Source organism: Hoyosella sp. YIM 151337, from assembly GCF_026041215.1.
Classification (GTDB): domain Bacteria; phylum Actinomycetota; class Actinomycetes; order Mycobacteriales; family Mycobacteriaceae; genus Hoyosella.
Genome location: NZ_JAPEIQ010000006.1, coordinates 315,605 through 335,788, shown reverse-complemented (window position 1 = coordinate 335,788; position 20,184 = coordinate 315,605). Strand labels below are relative to the sequence as shown.

Here is a 20,184-nt window from a genome sequence, read left to right as displayed (position 1 = left end):
GCAGCAGCGGACACTCAGCGAGGAGCGCCTGATTATGAACGACGCACCAGACACCTTTGCCGCCGTGCCCGTGAGCCGTCAGCGCAGCGCATGTGCCGATGGAGCACTCGCCGCGTCGCAGCGTCCCACGCTGTCTGGCAGGCAGCGTCCTGAACGCATTCCGCTCTCGCTGGGCGAGCAGCGGTTGTGGCTGATCAACCGTTTCGACCCATACTCGCCAGTGCACAACGTGCCGATCTCTGTCGAGCTCGTTGGGGACGTCGACGGCGCGTCCCTGACCGCTGCTGTGCGCGATCTGATCGAACGACACGAGGTTCTGCGGACGATATTTCCGGCGTCGGCTGATGGACCGTACCAGACGATCGTGCCGTCCAGCGAAATCACCGTCGATATGACGCCAGTGGATCTCGACTTCGGTGACGCGGAGGATCCCGCCGGTGCGATTCTGAAGTTCGCGCGGCAGGGCTTCGACCTGACGAACGAGGTTGCTTTCCGTACTCGTCTCTTCCGGATGGCGGAGGGGGAGTACATCCTTACTCTCGTCGTCCATCACATCGCCGCGGATCGAGCCTCGCTGCGGCATCTGTTACGCGACCTGTTTCAGGCGTACGAGGCGCGCTGCGAGGGAACCGCGCCGGACTGGTCGGCGCTCCCGCTTCAGTACGCGGACTACGCACTGTGGCAACGGGAGCTGCTTGGCGAGGAAACCGATCCGGACAGCGTGATCGCCCGGGAAATCGAGTTCTGGCGCGCTGAACTGGAAGGTTCGCCGGAAGTGTTGCGGCTGCCGCTGGACCGGCCGCGCCCCGCTTTTCAGTCGCTTTGCGGTAAGTCGGTGGATTTCTACCTCGGCCCGCAGGTACATGCGAGTCTGCAGCAAATTGCCGCGAGCCAAGCCGTCCCGATGTTCACGGTGCTTCAGAGTGCCTTCGCTGTATTGCTGTCTAAACTCTGTGCGACTGACGACATCATCATCGGTACGCCTGTCGACAAGCGGGCTGACGATTCGCTTGACCCCATCGTCGGCATGTTTGGCAACACCTTGGCGCTGCGCAGCCGGGTGATCGAGTCGGAGCGCTTCTGCGATCTCCTGAGCCGCTCACAGCAACGCAACTTGGAGGCATTCAGCCACGCGGAGACACCGTTCGAGCGGCTGGTTGAGGTGCTCGGCATTCCGCGATCGCCCTCGCATCATCCGGTGTTTCAGGTGATGCTTTCGCTGCACGACGAAGAGCAGCAGATGACTTCGATCGCGGGACTCGATGTCGCCATTGGCGGGCTTGAAGCAAAAGCAGCTGATTGTGATTTAGAACTCGTTCTTACCGAGACGCTCGGACACAATGGCGAAGCCAGCGGAATCACTGCCTCCATGGTGTACGCCGTTGAACTCTTCGATGAGTCGACGATCGTCGGAATTGTGCAGCGTTTTCAGCGGCTGCTCACGGGGATCGCAACTCACCCGGACCTCCCTGTCAGTGACATCGACGTGCTCACTGACCGAGAGCGCGGTCTGCTCCTCCCGCATCGGAAGACCAGTTCACTCGAGCGTGTGATGAGCTTTGCCGGTCACGGGAGTGCAATCGCGCCGCCGCAGGACAACAAATACTCGGAGATTGTCGGACGCGCTGGCCAGCTTGCTTCGCGCGCGACCGGGTCGACTTTGGGCGCAGGCAGTGACCTCGCTCTCGCGCTGCTGACGTACGCCGCCGGAAAGATGGATGTTACGTCTGCGCAGCGCCTCGCTGAGACAGTGCTGCCGACTCTTAGCCGCAGCAAGAACCGTCCGCCGCACAACACCCGGGAACTCAGCGCATAAATGTCAGACCCTCGTGGTGTCATGTAGCGCATGACTGCACGACAAGCGCTGGCGGACGACGTTCAGATCCGGCTTGTTGGCGCGCCGCAACCTGAACAGACATCCCGTGCCTGGGACGGTGCTGCGCAAGCGCTGCTTGAGCGCGTAACTGGCGGTACCGCCCAGGGGCGTGCCACGGGGACACCCGATTGGGCCCCTGTGCAGGTGCTGGGTGCCGCGGGGACGGGTAAGACCTCGTTCATCGCGGATGTGGCGGTCGCCGCTATGGCTGCGGGCGTGGATCCGGAGTCGATTCTTGTGCTCACACAGTCTCGTGGGGCCAGCATCGCGATGCGTGACGTCATCACCGGTGCGCTGCTTGCGGGCGCGTCCGCAGCAGCGCCCCGCGCGACGCGGGAGCCGCTCGTTCGCACCATTCACTCGTACGCGTTCGCAATTCTGCGCCTGCAGGCCGCACAGTACGGAAACCCGCCGCCACGGCTGATCACGAGCGCTGAACAAGACGCGGTCTTCCGTGAACTCCTTCGTGGCGACATTGAGGACGACGCTGATTACTGGCCGTCAGAGCTTCGTCCAGCGCTGAGCCTCGCTGGATTCGCATCCGAGCTGCGTGACTTGCTGCGGCGGTCCGCGGAGCGCGGGCTGGGGCCGGAGGACCTCGTGAAAATGGGGCGCAAGCACCGCAAGCCAGCATGGGTTGCGGCCGGCCGGTTTGCCGCGGTGTACGAGCAGAGTTCCCTCTTGCGTGGCTCGGTCGGTATGGAAGCGCCCCAGGCCACGGCACCCGCGCTCGACGCCGCGGAACTCGTGAGTTCGGCGGTGACAGCGCTGGTCGTCGACGATGCGCTGCTGACTCGCGAACGTCAGCGCGTGCGCTTCCTGCTGGTGGACGATGCTCAGCATGTGGATCCGCAAGCTGCTGGCTTGATCGAATTGATCGGCCGCGGCTCCGAGCTGACACTGATTGCAGGTGACAGTGATCAGGCGGTGTTCCGCTTCCGCGGCGCGGATCCGGGATTCCTCGAAGGTCTCAATGACACGCCCGGAGCCACACAGATCATTCTGGGGGAGAATCGGCGCAGTGCGCCCGAAATAGTCGAGTGCATCGGCAGGCTCGCTGCCCGGCTTCCCGGCGCCCAGCCGCAGCGCAAGGCTTTGTCGGCTGGGCCGTCCGCCGCATCAGGGCGTGTGCGGGTGCGTATTCTCAGTTCCCCGGCTCGTGAGGCGGCCGTCATAGCTGACACGCTGCGCCGTGCCCACCTGCACGAAGGGGTGCCCTGGTCACGAATGGCGGTAATCGTTCGTTCGGTGCCACAGTTCTCCGCACCAATCCGGCGAGCCTTGCTCGGTGCGGGAGTCCCGGTGAAGACTCCGGTGCCGGAACTTCCGCTGGCGCGGCAGCGCGCGTCGCGCGCGCTTCTGCTCGTTCTCAAGGCGGTGGGCGGGCCAGCCTCTAGCGACCGCGCCGTGCTGAGTCCGGAGGAAGCCGTCGAGCTGCTGTGCGGGCCGATCGGTGGCGCGGACCCGCTGACACTGCGCCGGTTGCGCCGTGGTGTCCGCCGTGCCGAACTCGCGCGTGGAGGGGAACGCGAATCCGCGGACATTCTTGCCAGTCTCGTATGCGCGCGTGATTTGGATGCGTCGCAATCAGCTGCCGGGGACTCTGACGCGGCCTTGCTCGAGTCCCTGACGAAAGTCGAAGCGGAACCGGTGAACCGTGTTCGGAAGGTGCTTCGGCGTGCGTGGAAGGCGCGTGAGCGCAATCGCGGTGTGGAGGAGTTGCTGTGGGAGGTCTGGCGGGCCGCCGGACTCGAGACTCTTTGGGTTCGGCAGGCATTGCGGGATGGGGCGGTGGGTGCCCAGGCCGATCGCGACCTCGACGCCGTCGTCGCGCTATTTGAGGCCGCCGGGAACTATGTTGATCGGCTGCCTGCAGCGTCAGTCAGTGGATTCACCGAGTACATCGCCCACCAAGAGTTGCCTGCCGAACCGATTGTGCGAAAAGCTGCGGGACCGGAGGCTGTGACGCTACTGAGTGCGCACGCCGCTGCGGGAAGTGAGTGGGACGTTGTCGCGGTAGCGGGAGTGCAGGAAGGCACGTGGCCTTCGCTGCGCGGTCGCGGCAGCGTGCTCGGCACAGACGATTTGGATGGTGTACTCCACCGCGATGTCACCGGAGAGCCCGCGGTCCCGGTCTCCCGCGTGGCCCCCATCCTCGCAGATGAGCGCCGACTCTTCCTCCTTGCCTGTGCGCGCGCAAGACGAGTGCTACTCGTGACAGCGGCCCAGAGCGTTGCTGGTCAGTCCGACCTGGCCCCGTCCAGGTTCCTCGATGAGCTGGGCCCAGGAGGCTCGGACGACACCGGCGAGGATCACGCGCCTGCAGCACAGGCACACCTCGTCGACGATGGCACGGGGGAAACGGTGCTGGCGCTTCCCGCGTTAGTCGCGAAGCTACGGGCTGTGGTGTGCTCACCATCTGAATCAAACGAACGAAAAACCGATGCGGCATGCCAGCTTGCCAGACTCGCTGAGGCGGGCGTTGCCGGCGCGCATCCTTCTCAGTGGTACGGACTTGCGCCGGTGTCGACCGATCGTCACCTTTGGCTCGAAGCGGACGGGCCGGTATCCCTCTCGCCGTCTACTGTGGATCAGCTCGTCACCTGCCCGCTGCGCTGGCTGCTCGAGCGTCACGGCGGTAGAGACAGTAGCGACACCAGCGCGGTTAAAGGCGTACTCGTTCACACGCTTGCGCAGGCGGTCGCCGGGAATCTGAACGAGACACAGGTCCGGGATGCTCTGGTGCGCGCGTGGGAGAAGGTCGACGTCGGATCGCCGTGGTACGCCCGGCACGAGCGGGCTCGCATGGACAGCATGATCTCCAACTTCTCCGCATGGCTCCGGCAATCCCGCACCGAGCTTACGGAGGCGGGAGTTGAAGTTGCGGTGGACGGCGTGCTGCCCGGCTCCGGCGGTACAGAACCGGATGTGCGGCTGCGCGGCCGTATCGATCGGCTCGAGTACGACAATGACGGACGGCCCGTGATCGTCGATGTGAAAACGGCGCGGACACCGGTCAGCTCAGCCGCGGCCACTGAACATGCGCAGCTTGCCACCTACCAAGTCGCCGCTGCAGCGGGGCTCGTGCACGGTGAACCCGCAGCCCCGCCGGGCGGTGCGCGCCTCGTGTTCGTCGCGAAAACACATAAGAACACGGGGGCGGCCGAACGCTCGCAAACACCACTGTCACCCGAACAGATCGAGCATTGGACGGATGTAATCCGGCAGGCTGCGTCAGCAACGCGAGGACCTGCCTTCGAGGCCCGTGTGAGTGACAGCTGTAGCCACTGCCCCGTTCGGGGGAGCTGTCCAGCCCAGGACACCGGGCGGCAGGTGACGCAATAATGCCAGCGCCTCCACACACACGGGCTGAACGGGGACGCTCCCGCCCCGCTCGGAAGAAGGATGTGCCAGACTTCAGCCGCGCGCGCTTCGCGCCCACGGAACTCGCGCACGCGCTCGGCCTGCCGGAGCCGACCCCAGAACAGCAAGCCGTTATCGCAGCACCGGCGGGGCCCTTGCTTGTAGTGGCAGGGGCTGGAGCCGGAAAGACCGAAACTATGGCGGCCCGTGTGGTGTGGCTGGTCGCCAACGGATTCGTACAACCGGAACACGTTCTGGGGCTGACATTTACGCGAAAAGCAGCCCACCAGCTTTCCGCCCGGATCCGCAGCCGACTGGCGCGACTTGCGGGAACCCGTCTCGTGCACGCGGCAGACCCGTCCGGGCAATTGCGCGCACAGCTCAGCATGAGTGAGCCTGAGGTCAGCACTTACCACGCGTATGCGGGCAGACTCCTTGGCGAACACGCGCTGAGGTTGCCCATCGAGCCGTCGGCCACGTTGCTCAGCGAAACCGAGCTGTGGCAGATCGCGCACCGCGTTGTCAGCACGTGGGACGGTGAACTCGACATTGAGCGCACCCCAGCGACAGTCACAAGTGCCGTCCTTTCACTGTCTGCGGCATTGGACGAACACCTCGCAGACATCGACGACCTCGGCACCGCCCACGTCGATCTCGAAAAACTCGTCCACTATCTGCCGGCAGGCCCGCGACAGCGGGCAGCGCCCAGCCAGCGATTACTGTCATTGCTGGAGACACAGCACCAGCGCCTGCAACTTGTGCCACTCGTGAAGCGCCTGCGTGCAGTATTGCGCGAAGAAGGCGCACTGGACTATGGAAGTCAGATGGCTCTCGCCGCGCGACTCGCCGCGTCACACCCAGAAGTCGGAGCCGCCGAAAGAACGCGCTTTCGTGTCGTGCTCCTTGATGAATACCAGGACACGGGGCATTCGCAGCGGATTCTGCTCGCTGGCCTGTTCGGTCGCGGCATGGACGCCGGGCTCGCGGTCACCGCAGTAGGTGATCCCATCCAGTCGATCTATGGCTGGCGTGGGGCGTCCGCAGCTAATCTGCCACGATTCGCCACCGACTTCCCGCAAGGCAGCGGAGCCCCCGCGCCCCGGCTCGAGCTCTTGACGAGCTGGCGCAACCCGGAACGTGCGCTAGCACTCGCTAACCAGGTGTCGGAACCCTTGCGGCGCAGAGGAGTTCCAGTATCCGTTCTCAAGCCGCGGCCAGCCGCACCAGACGGTGACGTGCATGTCGGGCTCTTTCCCGATATCGCGAGCGAACGGTGCTGGGTGGCGCGGCAACTTCAGCTCGAATACGAACGTGCGCAGCAACAGGGCGAGTCGCCGCCAACAGCGGCTGTGCTGGTCCGGCGCAACCGAGACGCCGCGGCACTCGCCGAAGCACTCCATGGTGTTGGCCTGCCCGTGGAAGTTGTAGGGCTCGGCGGCTTGCTCGAGACCCCTGAGGTGCAGGATCTTGCCGCCATGCTGCGGCTTGTCGCTGACCCGGCAGCGGGTACCGCAGCGTTGCGGATTCTCACCGGCGCGCGGTGGCGGATCGGTGCCGCCGACCTCGCCGTGCTGTGGCGGCGCGCTCGTGAACTCGCTGTCCATGCGGGGGGCGGGTCGATATCGGTCACGACTCGAGCGGAGCTCGATGCCGCGCTTGACGATGCGCTTCCCGGGGAATCGGCGGAGCAACCGGGGCTTTCCGACGCAATCGCCGACCCTGGGCCCGAAGCACATTTCTCTGCTGCCGGTTACCAGCGCATCACTGAATTGGCTCGAGAGCTGAATTCATTGCGCGATCGGTTAGGGCAGCCACTCACGGAGCTGGTCGCTGATGTTGAGCGCACAATGGGTCTCGGTATCGAGACGGAAACCCGCGGACTCCGTGCGGAGGGGACCGTCCCGGGGGCGGGACGCGAGCACCTCGACGCATTCGCTGACGTCGTGGCTGGCTATGCCCGCCAGCCGGCGGCGTCACTCGCGGGTTTGATGTCTTTTCTCGACGCGGCGGCGGTCATCGAGAATGGCCTGACACCTGGCGAAACGAGAGTGGCGCCGGACCGGGTGCAGATCCTGACTGTGCATTCGGCTAAGGGGCTCGAATGGGAGGTCGTCGCGATACCGCACCTGGTCGACCGTGTCTTTCCGTCGTCCACCGCCTCCGAGACGTGGCTGACATCGATAAGTCAGCTCCCTTCCTCGCTGCGCGGCGACCGCCGAGACGCCGGTACCGAAGACCCGGCAGTCTCGGGAGACACCGATGGTGTGCCGGTACTCACGCTCGACGACGTGCACGACCGTAAACAGCTCGAGGAGGCGATCACGCGGCACCAGGACGAGTTTCGAGCCCGTGGGCTCGACGAAGAACGTCGATTGCTGTACGTGGCACTCACCCGAACAGAGCGTGCGCTGTATGTCTCCGGCCACCATTGGGGGGAGACCAGCGATAAGCCGAGAGGGCCGTCTGCTTTTCTGGAAGAGCTGCGCGACTATGCCGACAGCTCCGGTGCAACGATTGTGGAATGGGCGGACACACCACCCGACGGCGCGGAAAACCCGCTGACCGCAAATGCGCGAACCAGCACGTGGCCGATTGACCCGCTCGGAGCGCAGCGTGCGAACGTCGAGGAAGGCGCTGCACGCGTCTTAGCTGCACTTCAGAACGCTCGAGGTGAAGGCGACGCACCCGCGGCGGCTCCAGAAACCCCCGACGGGGCGAAATGGGCAGCAGACGTGGATGCGCTGCTCGCGGAACGGGAACGGCGCCGCGCTCGCGAGGTTGTCGTGGAGATGCCCCGACACCTTTCCGTCAGCAACCTGGTTGAACTCGCGAGTGACCCGCAAGAACTCGCGCTGCGATTGCGCCGGCCACTCCCGTATCCGCCGAACCCGCTCGCGCGTCGCGGCACCGCGTTCCACGCATGGCTCGAGCGCCGCTACGGCGCCACCCGATTGCTCGACCTGGACGAATTGCCAGGCGCCGCTGACACTGGAGCGAGCCCAGATGCTGATCTCGGAGAACTGCAGGACGCATTTCTCGCGTCCCGCTGGGCGATGCGCAGTCCAATCGAGGTCGAAGTTCCCTTCGAGACAACCATCAACGGCACCGTGCTGCGGGGGCGGATCGACGCTGTTTTCCGCGACGATGACGGCGGCTATAGCGTCGTGGACTGGAAGACCGGGAAGGAACCCGGTCCTCGTGATCAGGCTGCCGTAAGTATGCAACTCGCGGCGTACCGCATCGCCTGGGCCGACCTCATGGCCGCACGGGGCGAGCCGGTAGCGCTCGAGAAGGTACGTGCTGCATTTCACTATGTCCGGTCTAATCGCACCATTTCGCCCCATGACCTGCCCAATCGGGATGGACTGCGCGAACTGCTCGCGAACCCTGGCGACACGCGACACAGTGGTGCGCGGTAGAACACGGCCTGCAGGGCCGATTAGGCTCGGGCAATATGACGAGAAGAATTCTGCTCTTCGGCGCAACCGGGTACACCGGCGGCCTCGTTGCGCGTGCACTCATCGAACGCGGCGAGGTCCCAGTTCTGGTGGGCAGGAACCGGGCAGCTCTCGACGCCCGTGCCGCGGAAATCAAACCGTCGGACCCGCCGTACTCAATGGTGCTTGATGTCCACGACGTCGGGTCGCTGCGCCGAACCATTTCCGCTGATGATGTGATCGTCACGACAGTTGGGCCCTTTCACGCGCATGGCCGCACAGTCGCCGAAGCCGCCGCGGAAGCGGGCGCCGCCTACCTGGATTCGGCGGGCGAACCGCCCTTCATCCGCTGGACCTTCGAAAAGCTGGGGGCACGTGCCGCGCAACGCGGAGCCCGGATCATGCCCGGCTTCGGACACGAGTATGTGACTGGCCAACTCGCTGGCGCCTGGGCGCTGGAACGTGCTGCCGAGATGGGTGTGCCGCACCGACTCGAGGTCGGCTACTTCCGGACCGGTGGTTCACTGTGTTCCCTCAGTCGCGGCACCGTTGCGTCGCTGGCCGGCAGCAGCCTAGAACGTTCCTTCACGTTTCGCAGCGGTGTGCGTGCCGAACGTCCCGGCGCGCGCAGCACCTCATTTCGCGTGGACGGCCGCAAGCACTCCGGCTTCAGCATCGGTACGACCGAGCATCTGACGCTGCCGGAAATCTCTCCGAGTCTGCAGGAACTCGACGTTTACCTCGGCTGGTTCGGTAAAGCGTCACCGCTGCTTTCCCGAGCGAGCTTAGCGGGACCTGTGCTCTCTCGGCTGCCTGGCGCGAAACGTATCGTGACATCGGTGGGAAGCCATCTTGGTGGGCTGGGTAAACCAGGACCTGACGGCCCCGAACGTGACCAGTCAGGTGTGATTGTCACGGCGCGTGTCTTCGCGAAAACGAAGCAGAAGCTGAGCGAAGTGACGCTAAGCGGCCCGAATGGTTATCAGTTGACGGCCGAGTTGCTCGCATGGGCGGCAACCGTCGAGTCTCACGCGAGCGCCCGGTCGGTTCACCGGCGTACCGGTGTACTCGGGGCAGTTCAGGCGTATGGGCTGGGAGTCCTCCGCGACACCTGCCTGCACCTGGGTGTCGCGGAGCCTGGGACCGTGCCCGTTTCCTGAGGGCAGCGCAATTACCGAGCTATTACAGCTAGGAGTCGTTGTGTGCTGTCCGCACTGGCCAGTGCGGCTGGGGCGATAAGCTACCCCGCGTGCGGGGACTTATCCGGATACGCCGGGAGGCGGCGGAGTCACTAACTGGGCGGCCGGAATACGCTTTGGTCGGCGTCATCACCATGCCGAAGCTGAAGCGCAGTCCCATCGCATCAATTGTGCGGCGCGTGACCGGGGCACTTACTGCGCTGCTGCTGACATCCGCACTGGTGTATTTCGACCGCGACGGCTATTCCAACTCGGTCGACGCGCCACTGACCTATCTAGATTGCCTGTATTACGCGACCGTCAGCCTTTCGACCACCGGATATGGCGATATCGCCCCACTTACGCCGTTTGCCCGGGCGACGAACATCTTTCTCATCACGCCGCTGCGCGTGATGTTCTTCATCCTGCTTATCGGTACCACCCTAGAAGTACTCACAGAGACCTCGCGGCAGGCGTGGCGGATTCAGCGCTGGAGGCGACAGGTGCGCAATCACACCATCATCGTGGGCTATGGAACGAAAGGCCGTACGGCGGTATATGCGATGCTCGGCGACGGAGTGCGGCCCACCGAGATCGTTGTGGTCGACACTGACCCCGCGATGCTCGAGTCGGCCCAGGCACGCGGTCTGGTGACGGTGCACGGCTCCGCGACGAAATCTGATGTCCTCAAACTGGCGGGAGCACCCCACGCAGCCGCGATCATTATCGCTACCAACAGGGACGATTCAGCTGTCCTCGTGACGCTCACGGCGCGCGAACTAGCGCCGCGGGCGAAGATCGTTGCTGCCGTCCGCGAAGCGGAAAACACCCACCTTGTGAAGCAGTCCGGTGCGGATTCTGTGGTTGTGTCGTCGGAGACGGCGGGACGGTTGCTCGGTATCGCTACCACGACACCGAACGTCGTCGAAATGATCGAAGACTTGCTCACTCCGGAAGTTGGATTCGCGATCGCGGAACGCGCGGTGCGTCCAGAGGAGGTCGGCTCATCACCGCGGCAGCTGACGGACATTGTGCTCGCTGTCGTTCGCGGCGGACAGCTCACGCGCGTAGATCAGCCGTCAGTCGGTATGGTCGAAGCTAACGATCGACTCCTCCATATACGCCGCGCACCAGATGAGAAACCAAAGTGGCCAACGGGTTAGAAGCGTTCGAACTGGCGACTACGCCTGCGCTGTCTCGTTCCGCTCTCGAACGAGCCGCGGAGTTGCGCACGAATGCCGCGGTCCTTGCGACTGGCTGGCATGACTCTGCTGTGCTCACGCTGAACCGCGCGAACGAGGCACCGGGTACGCCAGCGGGGCTGCAACTCATTCGGGGCGCAGAGATTAGTGCCGCGCCGCCGCGCGGAGCCGTGTTGATCGCGATAGACAGCAGCGCGACGGTAACTGGGCACGTGTGGGCGCTGCGCCGTGAACTTCCGCCCGGTCCCGTCACAACGCTACGTGACGCTGGGTCGTTGCTGACACCTCGCGACGCAGGGTTGTTCACCACTGCACAAGCGGTGCTGAACTGGCATGACACGGCGCGCTTCTGCCCCTCGTGCGGTGCGCGCACGCAGGCCATCTCCGCGGGCTGGGCCCGATCGTGTGACGGTTGCGGCCGCGAAGACTACCCGCGCACCGATCCAGCCGTTATTTGCCTTGTCCATGATGGTGCGGACCGTGTTTTGCTCGCGAGGCAGCCAACTTGGCCCGAAGGCCGCTACTCCCTGCTCGCGGGGTTCGTCGAAGCTGGCGAGTCCGCTGAAGCGTGTGTGCTGCGTGAGGTGGCTGAGGAGGTTGGCGTGGCCGTGGAGGGAATCCGGTATTTGGGGAGCCAGCCGTGGCCGTTTCCGCGCTCGCTGATGCTCGGTTATCACGCCGTAGCCGATCCCGCCGCGCCGATCGTCCCGGAACCGGGAGAAATCGAGGACGCGCGCTGGTTCCACAGGGCAGAGGTCGAGTCTGCGGTCGCAGTGAACCAGGGACCGGCCGTGGGTAAACGGCGCTTCACCGCGCCGGGCGCGGTCTCGATTGCGCACGGCATCCTGTCTGCATGGGTGCGGACTCGGCACCGGTGAGCGGGGTGCGGACTCGGCACCGGTGAGTGGGGTGCGGACTCGGCACCGGTGAGTGGGGTGCGGACTCGGCTAGCTGCCGAGTATTTGCTTGACCTGGGCGAGTGACGGGTTGGTCGCGGTCCGTCCGTCCGCGAATTCAATCGTCGGGACGACGTGGTTTCCGTTGTTGACCCGGCCGACGAATTCCGCGGCGTCGGCGTTCACCTCGATGTCGACTTCCTTGTAGGCGATGCCTGCTGCGTCGAGCTGCTTTTTCAGCCGGATGCAGTAGCCGCACCACGTCGTCGAGTAGATCGTGAGGGGCTGTTCGATGGTGTTTGTGTTCGCTGCCACGATCAGAGTGAACTATTGGTTGCGCCGCGAACATTCCGGTGGAGCGTAAGGTGTGGGGATTTTCACTCGGCGGTGGTTTTCGCTGTGAGACGGCTGTCGCGCCGCTGATTGTCAGAGCCGCCTGTCATGATGGGGGCCATGCACGCGACGTCTCGACGGTCCGCGCCTTCGGGGCGCTCATCCGCTACTGATCTGCTGGAAGGTCTTGACCCTGAGCAACGTGCCGCAGTTGTCGCGCCGCGAGGTCCGGTGTGTGTGCTCGCGGGGGCGGGCACGGGTAAGACGCGGACGGTGACGCGGCGGATCGCGCATCTCGTCACTGGTGGGCACGTCGCAGCGAATCAGGTGCTTGCGGTGACGTTCACGTCGCGCGCCGCGGGCGAGATGCGGACCAGGCTTCGTGAGCTAGGGGCTGCTGGCGGTGCGGATCCTTCGTGCGGAAGTGTGCAGGCGCGCACATTCCACGCAGCGGCGTTGCGTCAGTTGCGATACTTCTGGCCCCGGGTGATTGGCGATAGTTCGTGGCAGTTGCTGGACCGGAAGTTTCCGGCAGTCCGGCAAGCGGCTCAGCATGCCCGGGCGTCTACTGATCCGGATAGCGTGCGTGATTTCGCAGCGGAGATCGAGTGGGCGAAGTCTTGTTTGATTGCCCCGGACGACTATGCTGCGGCGATCGCCGAGGAGGGGCGTGATTCTCCCGCGCCGCCGGAGATCTTCACTCGCGTGTATCAGAACTATGAGCAGCTCAAAGTGTCGGGTGACACCATGCTGCTGGATTTCGATGATTTGCTGATCTTCACGGCGGCTGCACTCGAGGAGAACGCAGTGATCGCCGAGGAGTTCCGTGATCGTTACCGTTCGTTTCTTGTCGACGAGTACCAGGATGTGACGCCGCTGCAGCAACGGTTGCTCGATACGTGGCTGGGCGCACGTGACGATCTGACGGTGGTGGGGGATGCAAACCAGACGATTTATTCTTTCACAGGCGCATCACCTGCGTATCTTCTGAATTTTTCGCGACGTTTTCCGGAGGCGACGGTGGTGCGGCTGGTGCGTGACTACCGGTCGACGCCCGAGGTGGTGACGCTGGCAAACCGGGTGATCGGTGCTGCGAAGGGCCGCATCGCGGGGATGCGGCTCGATTTGATCGGCCAGCGACCGAGCGGTCCCGACCCGGAGTTCGTTTCGTTCGATGACGAAGTGAGCGAGGCCGCGGGAATCGCTGGTCGTGTGAAGAAGCTGCTGCAGCGCGGTGTGCCTGCTTCTGAAATTGCGATCCTTTTCCGCATTAATGCGCAATCTGAAGTGTATGAGGAGGCGCTTACCGAAGCGGGGATCTCGTTCCAGGTCCGCGGCGGTGAAGGCTTCTTTTCACGTTCGGAGATTAAGCAGGCGATGAGTGCTCTGCGTGCAGCAGCCGAACGTAACGATCTTCCCGGGGACGCAATGCTGAGCCAGGTTGTTCGTGCAGTGCTTGCGCCAATTGGCCTCACTGAATCACCACCAGCGGGTCAGCAGGCACGGGAGCGGTGGGAATCTCTTGCCGCGCTGGAGCGACTAGCAGACGATCTTGCCGAAACACATGAAGGCCTCACGCTTCGACAGCTAGCGGGTGAACTGGACGAACGCGCCGCGTCGCGGCAGCCTCCTGTGGTTGACGGTGTGACCCTCGCGTCGCTGCACGCCGCGAAGGGCCTTGAATGGGACGCGGTGTTTCTCGCGGGACTTACGGACGGGACATTGCCGATTTCGCATGCGCTAGGCGACCGTGACGGGACGGGGGCCGAGAGTGCCATTGAAGAGGAGCGACGGCTTTTCTACGTTGGTGTGACGCGTGCCCGGGAGCATTTGACGCTGACCTGGGCGCTGGCGCGCGGTGAGGGCGGACGAAAAACCCGCAAGCCTTCCCGGTTTCTTACTCCGCTGCTCCCGGCTGACGCCGTAGCACGCAGCAAGGGCGGGACCGGCGCCAAGGGAGTTCAGAAATCTTCGCGCGACACTCTCGACAGCGCAGGTGAAGATCGGTTCGAACGCCTCAGAGCATGGCGGCTCGAGAAGGCACGCGAACTCAACGTGCCCGCGTATGTGGTTTTCACGGACGCGACTCTGACGGCGATTGCCGCGCGGCAGCCCGCTGACAATCGGACTCTCGGCATGATTCCGGGCATCGGCGCTGCGAAACTCGAGCGTTTCGGCGCTGACGTTCTCACCGTCGTCAATGACAGTGTCCGGCAACGCTGATTGCGTTTTCGCAGGTAGAAAATAGGTTGTGCGGTCAGTGCGACCAGGTTTAGTCTGTTAACACCCGGCGCGCGGGGGACGCTCTGCTGTCTCACCGCGTGTCACTACTCGGGCAGGCCCAAGGTGTCTTCCCGATCTGACTGAGGAGGAGTGAGGTGGACAACGCAATCGCAGGTGCGATCCACGGCATTGGTGTCAATGCGTGGGCCGTTATGGCTGCTGCTCCCGCCTCCTCCGCAGCTGCGGGCAACGTAGCGACGTTGCGTCACCGTTTCCTGACGGTACCGAAGGCGGCGCCGCCCGCCCTCGCTGCACAGCGAGAGCTATTCAGCCAGATCGCCCCAGGGTCCATCACGGTCTCACAGCGAATCCCTTCTTAGTCACTTAGGGGATTCCCGCACACGAGGCCACGGACCCGCCAGCCGGTTCCGTGGCCTTGGTCATCACATTGCGCGTGACGATTATTTCGTCGACTTCGCGCTGGTTCGCTGCTGAGGCCCCGGTCCGCTGGTCAAGGAATGCACAAACAGACCTTTACCTAGCCCGAGGAGCATCACCGTGACTATCGACGTTGGAAGTAGCCAAGTCGAACCGTCCGATTCCCTGTCCGTAGTTCGTGCCATGCCCGACAGGCACCGGGCTTTGCCGTGCCGACAGGGCGATCCCGACCTGTGGTTCGCAGATAGCCCCGCAGACCTGGAATATGCAAAGTCGCTGTGCGCACATTGTCCAGTGCGCGCACGCTGTCTTGAACTAGCTCTCGACCGTCAGGAGCCGTGGGGCGTCTGGGGCGGGGAAATTTTCGATCGGGGGACAGTCGTCGCCCGGAAACGGCCGCGAGGCCGTCCGAGAAAGGCGAACCCGGCCGCATAGGTGCCGGAAGCGGTCACTGAATGACCGCCTCCGGCACCCATTGCCGCACGATTTGGCCAAAAGGAACGTGCGCATCGAGCTGACACAGCACCGCGACCGTGCTGAGCAGAACCCGGTGCAGCATCATGAACTGCGCAGGCATCGTGAATGTCCGCGCAGTACGGAATTCACTGCCGCGCCAATCAGAGTATTGGGCAGCGACGGCCTGCATCCATTCGCGGGAGAAAGTGAATGAGTCCGTGCGAAGCGGCTCAAGGAGCGGGTGCAGGAACTGTGCAAGGTCATCGACATCTGGTGCGCGCTCACCCGCAAGGAATCCTGCCTCGGCCATGTGCCCGATCAGGTCTCCGTAGCGTTCCGCGACAGCAAGCTGGATCATCTTCGTGAGCTCGGTTGGGAAGCCACCTGGCAGTGGCACGACAGCGCCGAAGTCGATAACACCGAGACGCCCGTCGTCGAGGATCATGAAGTTCCCTGGGTGCGCGTCGGTATGGATCAGCGACACCAGCGCGGGTGAGGACAAGGCAAACTCTGCCAGCAACTGCGCAGCATGGCTGCGCTGAACGGCACTGCCCCCCGCGATGATTCGCGACAGCGGCGCCCCCTCGATCCACTCAGTCACCATCACCTTCGGTGCGCTTGCGACAACCTTAGGAATCCGGATGTAGGGACTGTCGTTGAACGCGCGCGCGAAGGCGCGCTGGTTATCCGCTTCAAGGCGATAATCGAGTTCCTCGACTGAGCGTTCAGTGAGCTCCTCCACCAAGGATCGGATGTCTGTTCCGGGTGCGAGCGGTTTGAACAATGGCGCGAGCCGGGCGATCTGGCGCAAATCTGAGCGAAGCGCCTCATCGGCGCCCGGGTACTGGATCTTGACAGCGACGTCCCGCCCGTCCGACCAGCGGGCTTTGTGCACCTGCCCGATGCTCGCTGCCGCCGCTGGAGCGTCGTTAAATTCACTGATGCGCTCGCGCCACGATGTCCCCAGCTGCTGGTCGAGCACCCTGTGCACCTGCTGCGGACGCATCGGTGGCGCATCACGCTGCAGTTTGGTGAGAGCGTCACGATAGGGGGCTGAAAGATGCTCAGGGACGGCAGCTTCGAAGACGCTCAAAGCTTGTCCCAGCTTCATCGCGCCGCCCTTGAGTTCGCCGAGGACGTTGAACAACTGCTCGGCGGCCTTGGCCGCCATCTCCGCGCTGACTTCTTCGCTGCTCTGCCCAGCAATCCTGCGCCCGAGGCCAGCAGCGGCCCGGCCTGCATAGCCGAGGGGCAGTCTGGCGAGTTTCGCAGTGCGGGCGGCGCGGCCCCGGGGAATCGCAGTCACCCCCACATCATTACCGAATTTCGCGATACTGCCCAACTTCCCTTCTGTCGTGTCGAACAGGGGCGGCCCGTCACGCTGCGGGTTGCGAGCTGTCAGGAGCTTGTCCCCAGCACGCGCACAAGGGATGCCGCGGCCATTCGCGTGGGACGATTGAAAAGTCGCTCGCGTCGAACTCCACGGTGGTTCCGAGGGTCTGCGGCGGCTTCGGCGAATGAGGTGGTACCGCGCCTTCACGAGACTGGCGAGTCGCCGCGAGAATTGTATGAATCTGGCTAAGCGTGTACGCCGCTGCTGCATAAACAGCCGCTGGTGGTGCGTGTGGGACGCTGCCCGCCAGTTGGGCTGCGAGATGCGGCCACTCTGGATCTCGATCAGTTCGATACAGGTCCGCGCATCGCAAGCAACTCGTAAGTCCTGGAAGGACGAGCGGGCCTACCAGCCCGCGCCCGTCGCGTATCCGGACGGCGAGGCTGGGGAGACGTTCACGCGTGAGGAAGTCGCTGAATACAGGGCTCGCAAGTGATGTATCGGTGATCAAAACCAGCAGCGGGCGTAACCGTGCGACGCGCTGCTGGGTGCGCTGCTGATTAGGAGTGGTGAATTGTGTCACGATAACGCCGAGCTCCGGCAGCGCGCGCAGCAGCACGTCCGCTATTGGGCCTTGCCCAGCAAGTGCGACGTCTGGCGGTTTGCGAACCGTCGGGGAGACCACGGCCGTCAGAGCACCCGCGTCGCGCAGCTGGCTGAGCAGCGCCATAAGTGCGGTCTTAGTGATCCCGTCACGCTCACCATGGCGCACCACCTCATCGATGGTGCGGGACCCGTCGAGGCTGCGAAGCAAACGTGCAAGAACCTCGGCTGTGCAGCTCTCTGGGGGAGTGATAAGCAGCGTGGACTCGGGATTCCAGCCAATCTGCACGTCACCGCTGGGGCGTACGAGCACCGGGCGGGTGCGATCGAGGAGCAGGCACTGGCGATCACTGGCAGCCATCACATTCGGCGTCACGCTGCAAGCTTCGCACGTTCTCACACGGAGGCCCGTGAGTTATCCACAGGATTGCCGATCTTCGGGCGCCCGCTGCGACTTATCCACAGTTTCGGCGCTCAACCAGCCACTTCGGTTCTCAAACGAGCCCGGCGACCGAGAATCGATGGGCTGAACGCGGACGGTTCGGCCGATGATCGCTATCCTTCACATCATGAGCGACGGATCGCGGCGGGCCCGCAGTGCCGCCCCATCACCCGTCAATGCGGGAAGTTCACAAACAGCAGGAACTCAGACCATTCCGCGGGATGAGCCAAAACTGAGGCAAGAGGCGCATTCCTCCTCCGCGTATGACACGGCTGAGATCGAGATCCGGCGGAGCCCGCGAAGGCGGAAGACCATCAGTGCCCGCCGGGAGGGCAATCGAATTGTCGTCCTGGTGCCGAGCGGGCTTTCCGAGTCCACTGAAGCGGAACTAGTGGAACGTATGGTCACCAAGCTGCGTAAAGCGGATGATAGGCGCGATACAGATCGCGGTCGCGACAATGCTCGTCTCGCCGAACGCGCGCGGCAGCTGTCGTGGCGGTGGCTGGATGGCGCCGCCGAGCCAGTCTCAGTGCGATGGGTTCCGGCTATGCGGACACGGTGGGCGTCGTGCACACCAGAAGACGGCACAATCCGTGTGAGCACCCTGCTGCGCGCCGTGCCGGACTATGTCCTCGACTATGTGCTGGTGCACGAACTTGTCCATTTGATCGTGCCCGGGGGACATCCGCCCGAATTCTGGGAACAGGTGTATCGCTTTCCCCGGACTGAGCGCGCCATCGGCTTTCTTGAGGCTTATTCGCGAATGAGCACGGCGAAAACTGACGGCGCCGACGAAGCAGCAGAGTGCGACGATGACGATCGGGCGATCGCGGCGGAGCGCTGATCAGTTGCCTGCTGGGCGGTCGTCCCCGTCCTCGCCATCACCTGCACTGCCCGGGTCGTTTTTGGGGGCGTCGTCGTTCCCCTTACCGCCGGACGAGCGCTCCTGTTCTTCGGTCCGCCGCAGCTGGGCGATCGGGTCGTCCTCGAAGAACGACGTATCGCCTCCCACCACTCGGTCGACAAACGCGGCCGGGTTGTCGAGGTCGCTGGAGTCGGGTAGTAGGTCGGGATGTGCCCACACGCCGTCACGCTGCTCGATACTGCTGAAAGCCACGAGTTGTGACCAGAGCTGTGCGGCCTCCCGGATGCGGCGCGGGCGCAGCTCGAGCCCGATGAGGTTGGCGAACGTCTGCTCGGCCGGCCCGCCCGAGGCCCGGCGGCGGCGAAGATTTTCAGTGAGCGCCGCCGCAGCGGGTATCCGGTCGGATAGGGCCTGGGAGACGACGGTTTCGACCCATCCTTCGATGAGCGCGAGCATCGTTTCAAGCCGCTCCAGCGCCGCCTTCTGCTCAGGAGTGTTCTGGGGCTCGAAAGCGCCCTGCTGGAGGAGTTTCTCGATCTCCGCCGGATTGGCGAGCGCCATCGGGTCGATGCCGCGCGCGGCTTCCTCGATCGCGCTGAAATCGATGTGAATGCCGCGTGCGTACTCTTCGACAGCCGCCAGGATTCGGCTGCGCAGCCACGGTACGTGGCTAAACAGGCGCTGATGCGCAGCCTCCCGAGCGGCGAGGAACACAAGAACCTCACGGTGCGGTAAGTCAAGCCCCTCCGCGAAGGTCGCGATTGCTTCAGGAAGCAGAGCCGCGGTGCCGGCCGGGCCGAGCGGCAGTCCGATATCCGTCGACGTCAGAAGTTCTTTTGCGAGATGGCCGAGGCCCTGGCCGAGTTGCGAGCCGAACGCGGCCCCGCCCATTTGCTTGATGATCCCCATCATCGGGCCAACCATCTCGCGGGCCTCTTCCGGCAGCCCCTTCACCCACATGCCGGACATCTGCTCGGCTACCGGATCGCAGAGCTGCGGCCACGTGCTGATGGTGTTCTCGAGCCAGTCATTTGGCGTCCATGCTGCGGTGCGAGTTGCCCCGGATGGGAGGGTGGTCGCGCCGTCGAGCCACACGTCAACGAGGTGGATCGCGTCTTTGACCGCGGTGCGCTGACGTTCCGAAACCGGGGTGAACGTACCGATGTGCTGGCGCGCAATGTTCTTTGCCAATTGGTAGTTGACCGGACTCTGGCCGGACTGACCCATTGTGGTGCCCATACCCGACAGCATCTGGCCGAACTGGCTCAGCATCTTGCCCAGCGCTGCCGGGTCGAATGCGCCAGGATTGAAACCGAAGGCACCGGCACCGAAGGGGTTACCGGAGCTGGCGTCACCCGAACCGCCAGATCCGGGGCCCTGGGAGCCCTGGCCACCAGAAGCGCCGCCCTGACCGCCGCCTTCACCCCGGTCCTTCTTTCGGCGCTCGGGGTCGTCGTCGGAGTGCGAGAATCCAAAGGGCGTATCGCTCATGACTCAACGGTACAAGGCGAGCTTCGGTCACTGATGCTCAGCCGTGAC

At 64.1% G+C, this 20,184-nt stretch carries 14 protein-coding genes; 10 read left to right on the top strand and 4 right to left on the bottom strand.

The features are described from left to right. Window positions 1–34: 34 nt before the first annotated feature. The 6 genes from ONR57_RS03010 to nudC all read left to right on the top strand — a co-directional run bounded on the left by ONR57_RS03010 (window position 35) and on the right by nudC (window position 11,934). Window positions 35–1,816, top strand: coding sequence for a condensation domain-containing protein (locus ONR57_RS03010; RefSeq protein ID WP_265121404.1), 1,782 nt, complete (start codon window positions 35–37; stop codon window positions 1,814–1,816). Window positions 1,817–1,846: 30 nt separating this feature from the next. Continuing rightward, window positions 1,847–5,221, top strand: a complete 3,375-nt coding sequence (locus tag ONR57_RS03005) for an ATP-dependent DNA helicase (RefSeq protein WP_265121403.1) — start codon at window positions 1,847–1,849, stop codon at window positions 5,219–5,221. Continuing rightward, window positions 5,221–8,658: an ATP-dependent helicase gene (locus ONR57_RS03000; protein WP_374116376.1), complete on the top strand. Its 3,438-nt coding sequence runs from the start codon at window positions 5,221–5,223 to the stop codon at window positions 8,656–8,658. The genes ONR57_RS03005 and ONR57_RS03000 overlap by 1 nt, the downstream gene beginning before the upstream one ends. 35 nt (window positions 8,659–8,693) lie before the next feature. Then, entirely contained in the window at window positions 8,694–9,836 is a 1,143-nt protein-coding gene (locus ONR57_RS02995; RefSeq protein ID WP_265121401.1) for a trans-acting enoyl reductase family protein, read from the top strand. A gap of 89 nt (window positions 9,837–9,925) precedes the next feature. Next, on the top strand, window positions 9,926–11,017 hold the full coding sequence (locus ONR57_RS02990) for a TrkA family potassium uptake protein (protein ID WP_374116375.1): 1,092 nt from the start codon (window positions 9,926–9,928) through the stop codon (window positions 11,015–11,017). Then, the gene (gene nudC / locus ONR57_RS02985) at window positions 11,002–11,934 is read left to right on the top strand and encodes an NAD(+) diphosphatase (protein WP_265121400.1); all 933 of its coding nucleotides are present in this window, start codon (window positions 11,002–11,004) and stop codon (window positions 11,932–11,934) included. The genes ONR57_RS02990 and nudC overlap by 16 nt, the downstream gene beginning before the upstream one ends. Before the next feature lie 69 nt (window positions 11,935–12,003). On the opposite strand, the gene ONR57_RS02980 is transcribed toward nudC, so the two are convergent. After that, window positions 12,004–12,267, bottom strand: a complete 264-nt coding sequence (locus ONR57_RS02980; RefSeq protein WP_308198637.1) for a mycoredoxin — start codon at window positions 12,265–12,267, stop codon at window positions 12,004–12,006. Window positions 12,268–12,405: 138 nt separating this feature from the next. On the opposite strand from ONR57_RS02980, the gene ONR57_RS02975 reads away from it, so the two are divergent. The 3 genes from ONR57_RS02975 (at window position 12,406) to ONR57_RS02965 (ending at window position 15,381) form a co-directional block, all read left to right on the top strand. Then, a complete protein-coding gene (locus ONR57_RS02975; RefSeq protein WP_265121399.1) occupies window positions 12,406–14,508 on the top strand; it encodes an ATP-dependent helicase in 2,103 nt (700 codons plus the stop codon). A 155-nt stretch (window positions 14,509–14,663) separates the two neighbouring features. Beyond that, window positions 14,664–14,888 (top strand): hypothetical protein, encoded by a 225-nt coding sequence (locus ONR57_RS02970; protein WP_265121398.1) that lies wholly within the window; start codon window positions 14,664–14,666, stop codon window positions 14,886–14,888. Between the two features lie 241 nt (window positions 14,889–15,129). Next, window positions 15,130–15,381, top strand: coding sequence for a WhiB family transcriptional regulator (locus ONR57_RS02965; protein ID WP_265121746.1), 252 nt, complete (start codon window positions 15,130–15,132; stop codon window positions 15,379–15,381). 13 nt (window positions 15,382–15,394) lie between these two features. Here ONR57_RS02965 and ONR57_RS02960 read toward each other — a convergent pair whose 3' ends face one another. Both ONR57_RS02960 and ONR57_RS02955 read right to left on the bottom strand, forming a co-directional pair. Beyond that, window positions 15,395–16,708: an AarF/ABC1/UbiB kinase family protein gene (locus ONR57_RS02960; protein ID WP_265121397.1), complete on the bottom strand. Its 1,314-nt coding sequence runs from the start codon at window positions 16,706–16,708 to the stop codon at window positions 15,395–15,397. A 70-nt stretch (window positions 16,709–16,778) separates the two neighbouring features. Next, window positions 16,779–17,714: a cyclodehydratase gene (locus tag ONR57_RS02955; RefSeq protein WP_265121396.1), complete on the bottom strand. Its 936-nt coding sequence runs from the start codon at window positions 17,712–17,714 to the stop codon at window positions 16,779–16,781. 193 nt (window positions 17,715–17,907) lie between these two features. On the opposite strand from ONR57_RS02955, the gene ONR57_RS02950 reads away from it, so the two are divergent. Continuing rightward, window positions 17,908–18,624 carry a M48 family metallopeptidase gene (locus tag ONR57_RS02950; protein ID WP_265121395.1) on the top strand — a complete coding sequence of 239 codons (717 nt, stop codon included), beginning with the start codon at window positions 17,908–17,910 and terminating at the stop codon, window positions 18,622–18,624. Here the strand turns inward: ONR57_RS02950 and ONR57_RS02945 are convergent, their stop codons facing one another. Beyond that, window positions 18,625–20,136: a zinc-dependent metalloprotease gene (locus ONR57_RS02945; protein WP_265121394.1), complete on the bottom strand. Its 1,512-nt coding sequence runs from the start codon at window positions 20,134–20,136 to the stop codon at window positions 18,625–18,627. Window positions 20,137–20,184 lie beyond the last annotated feature (48 nt).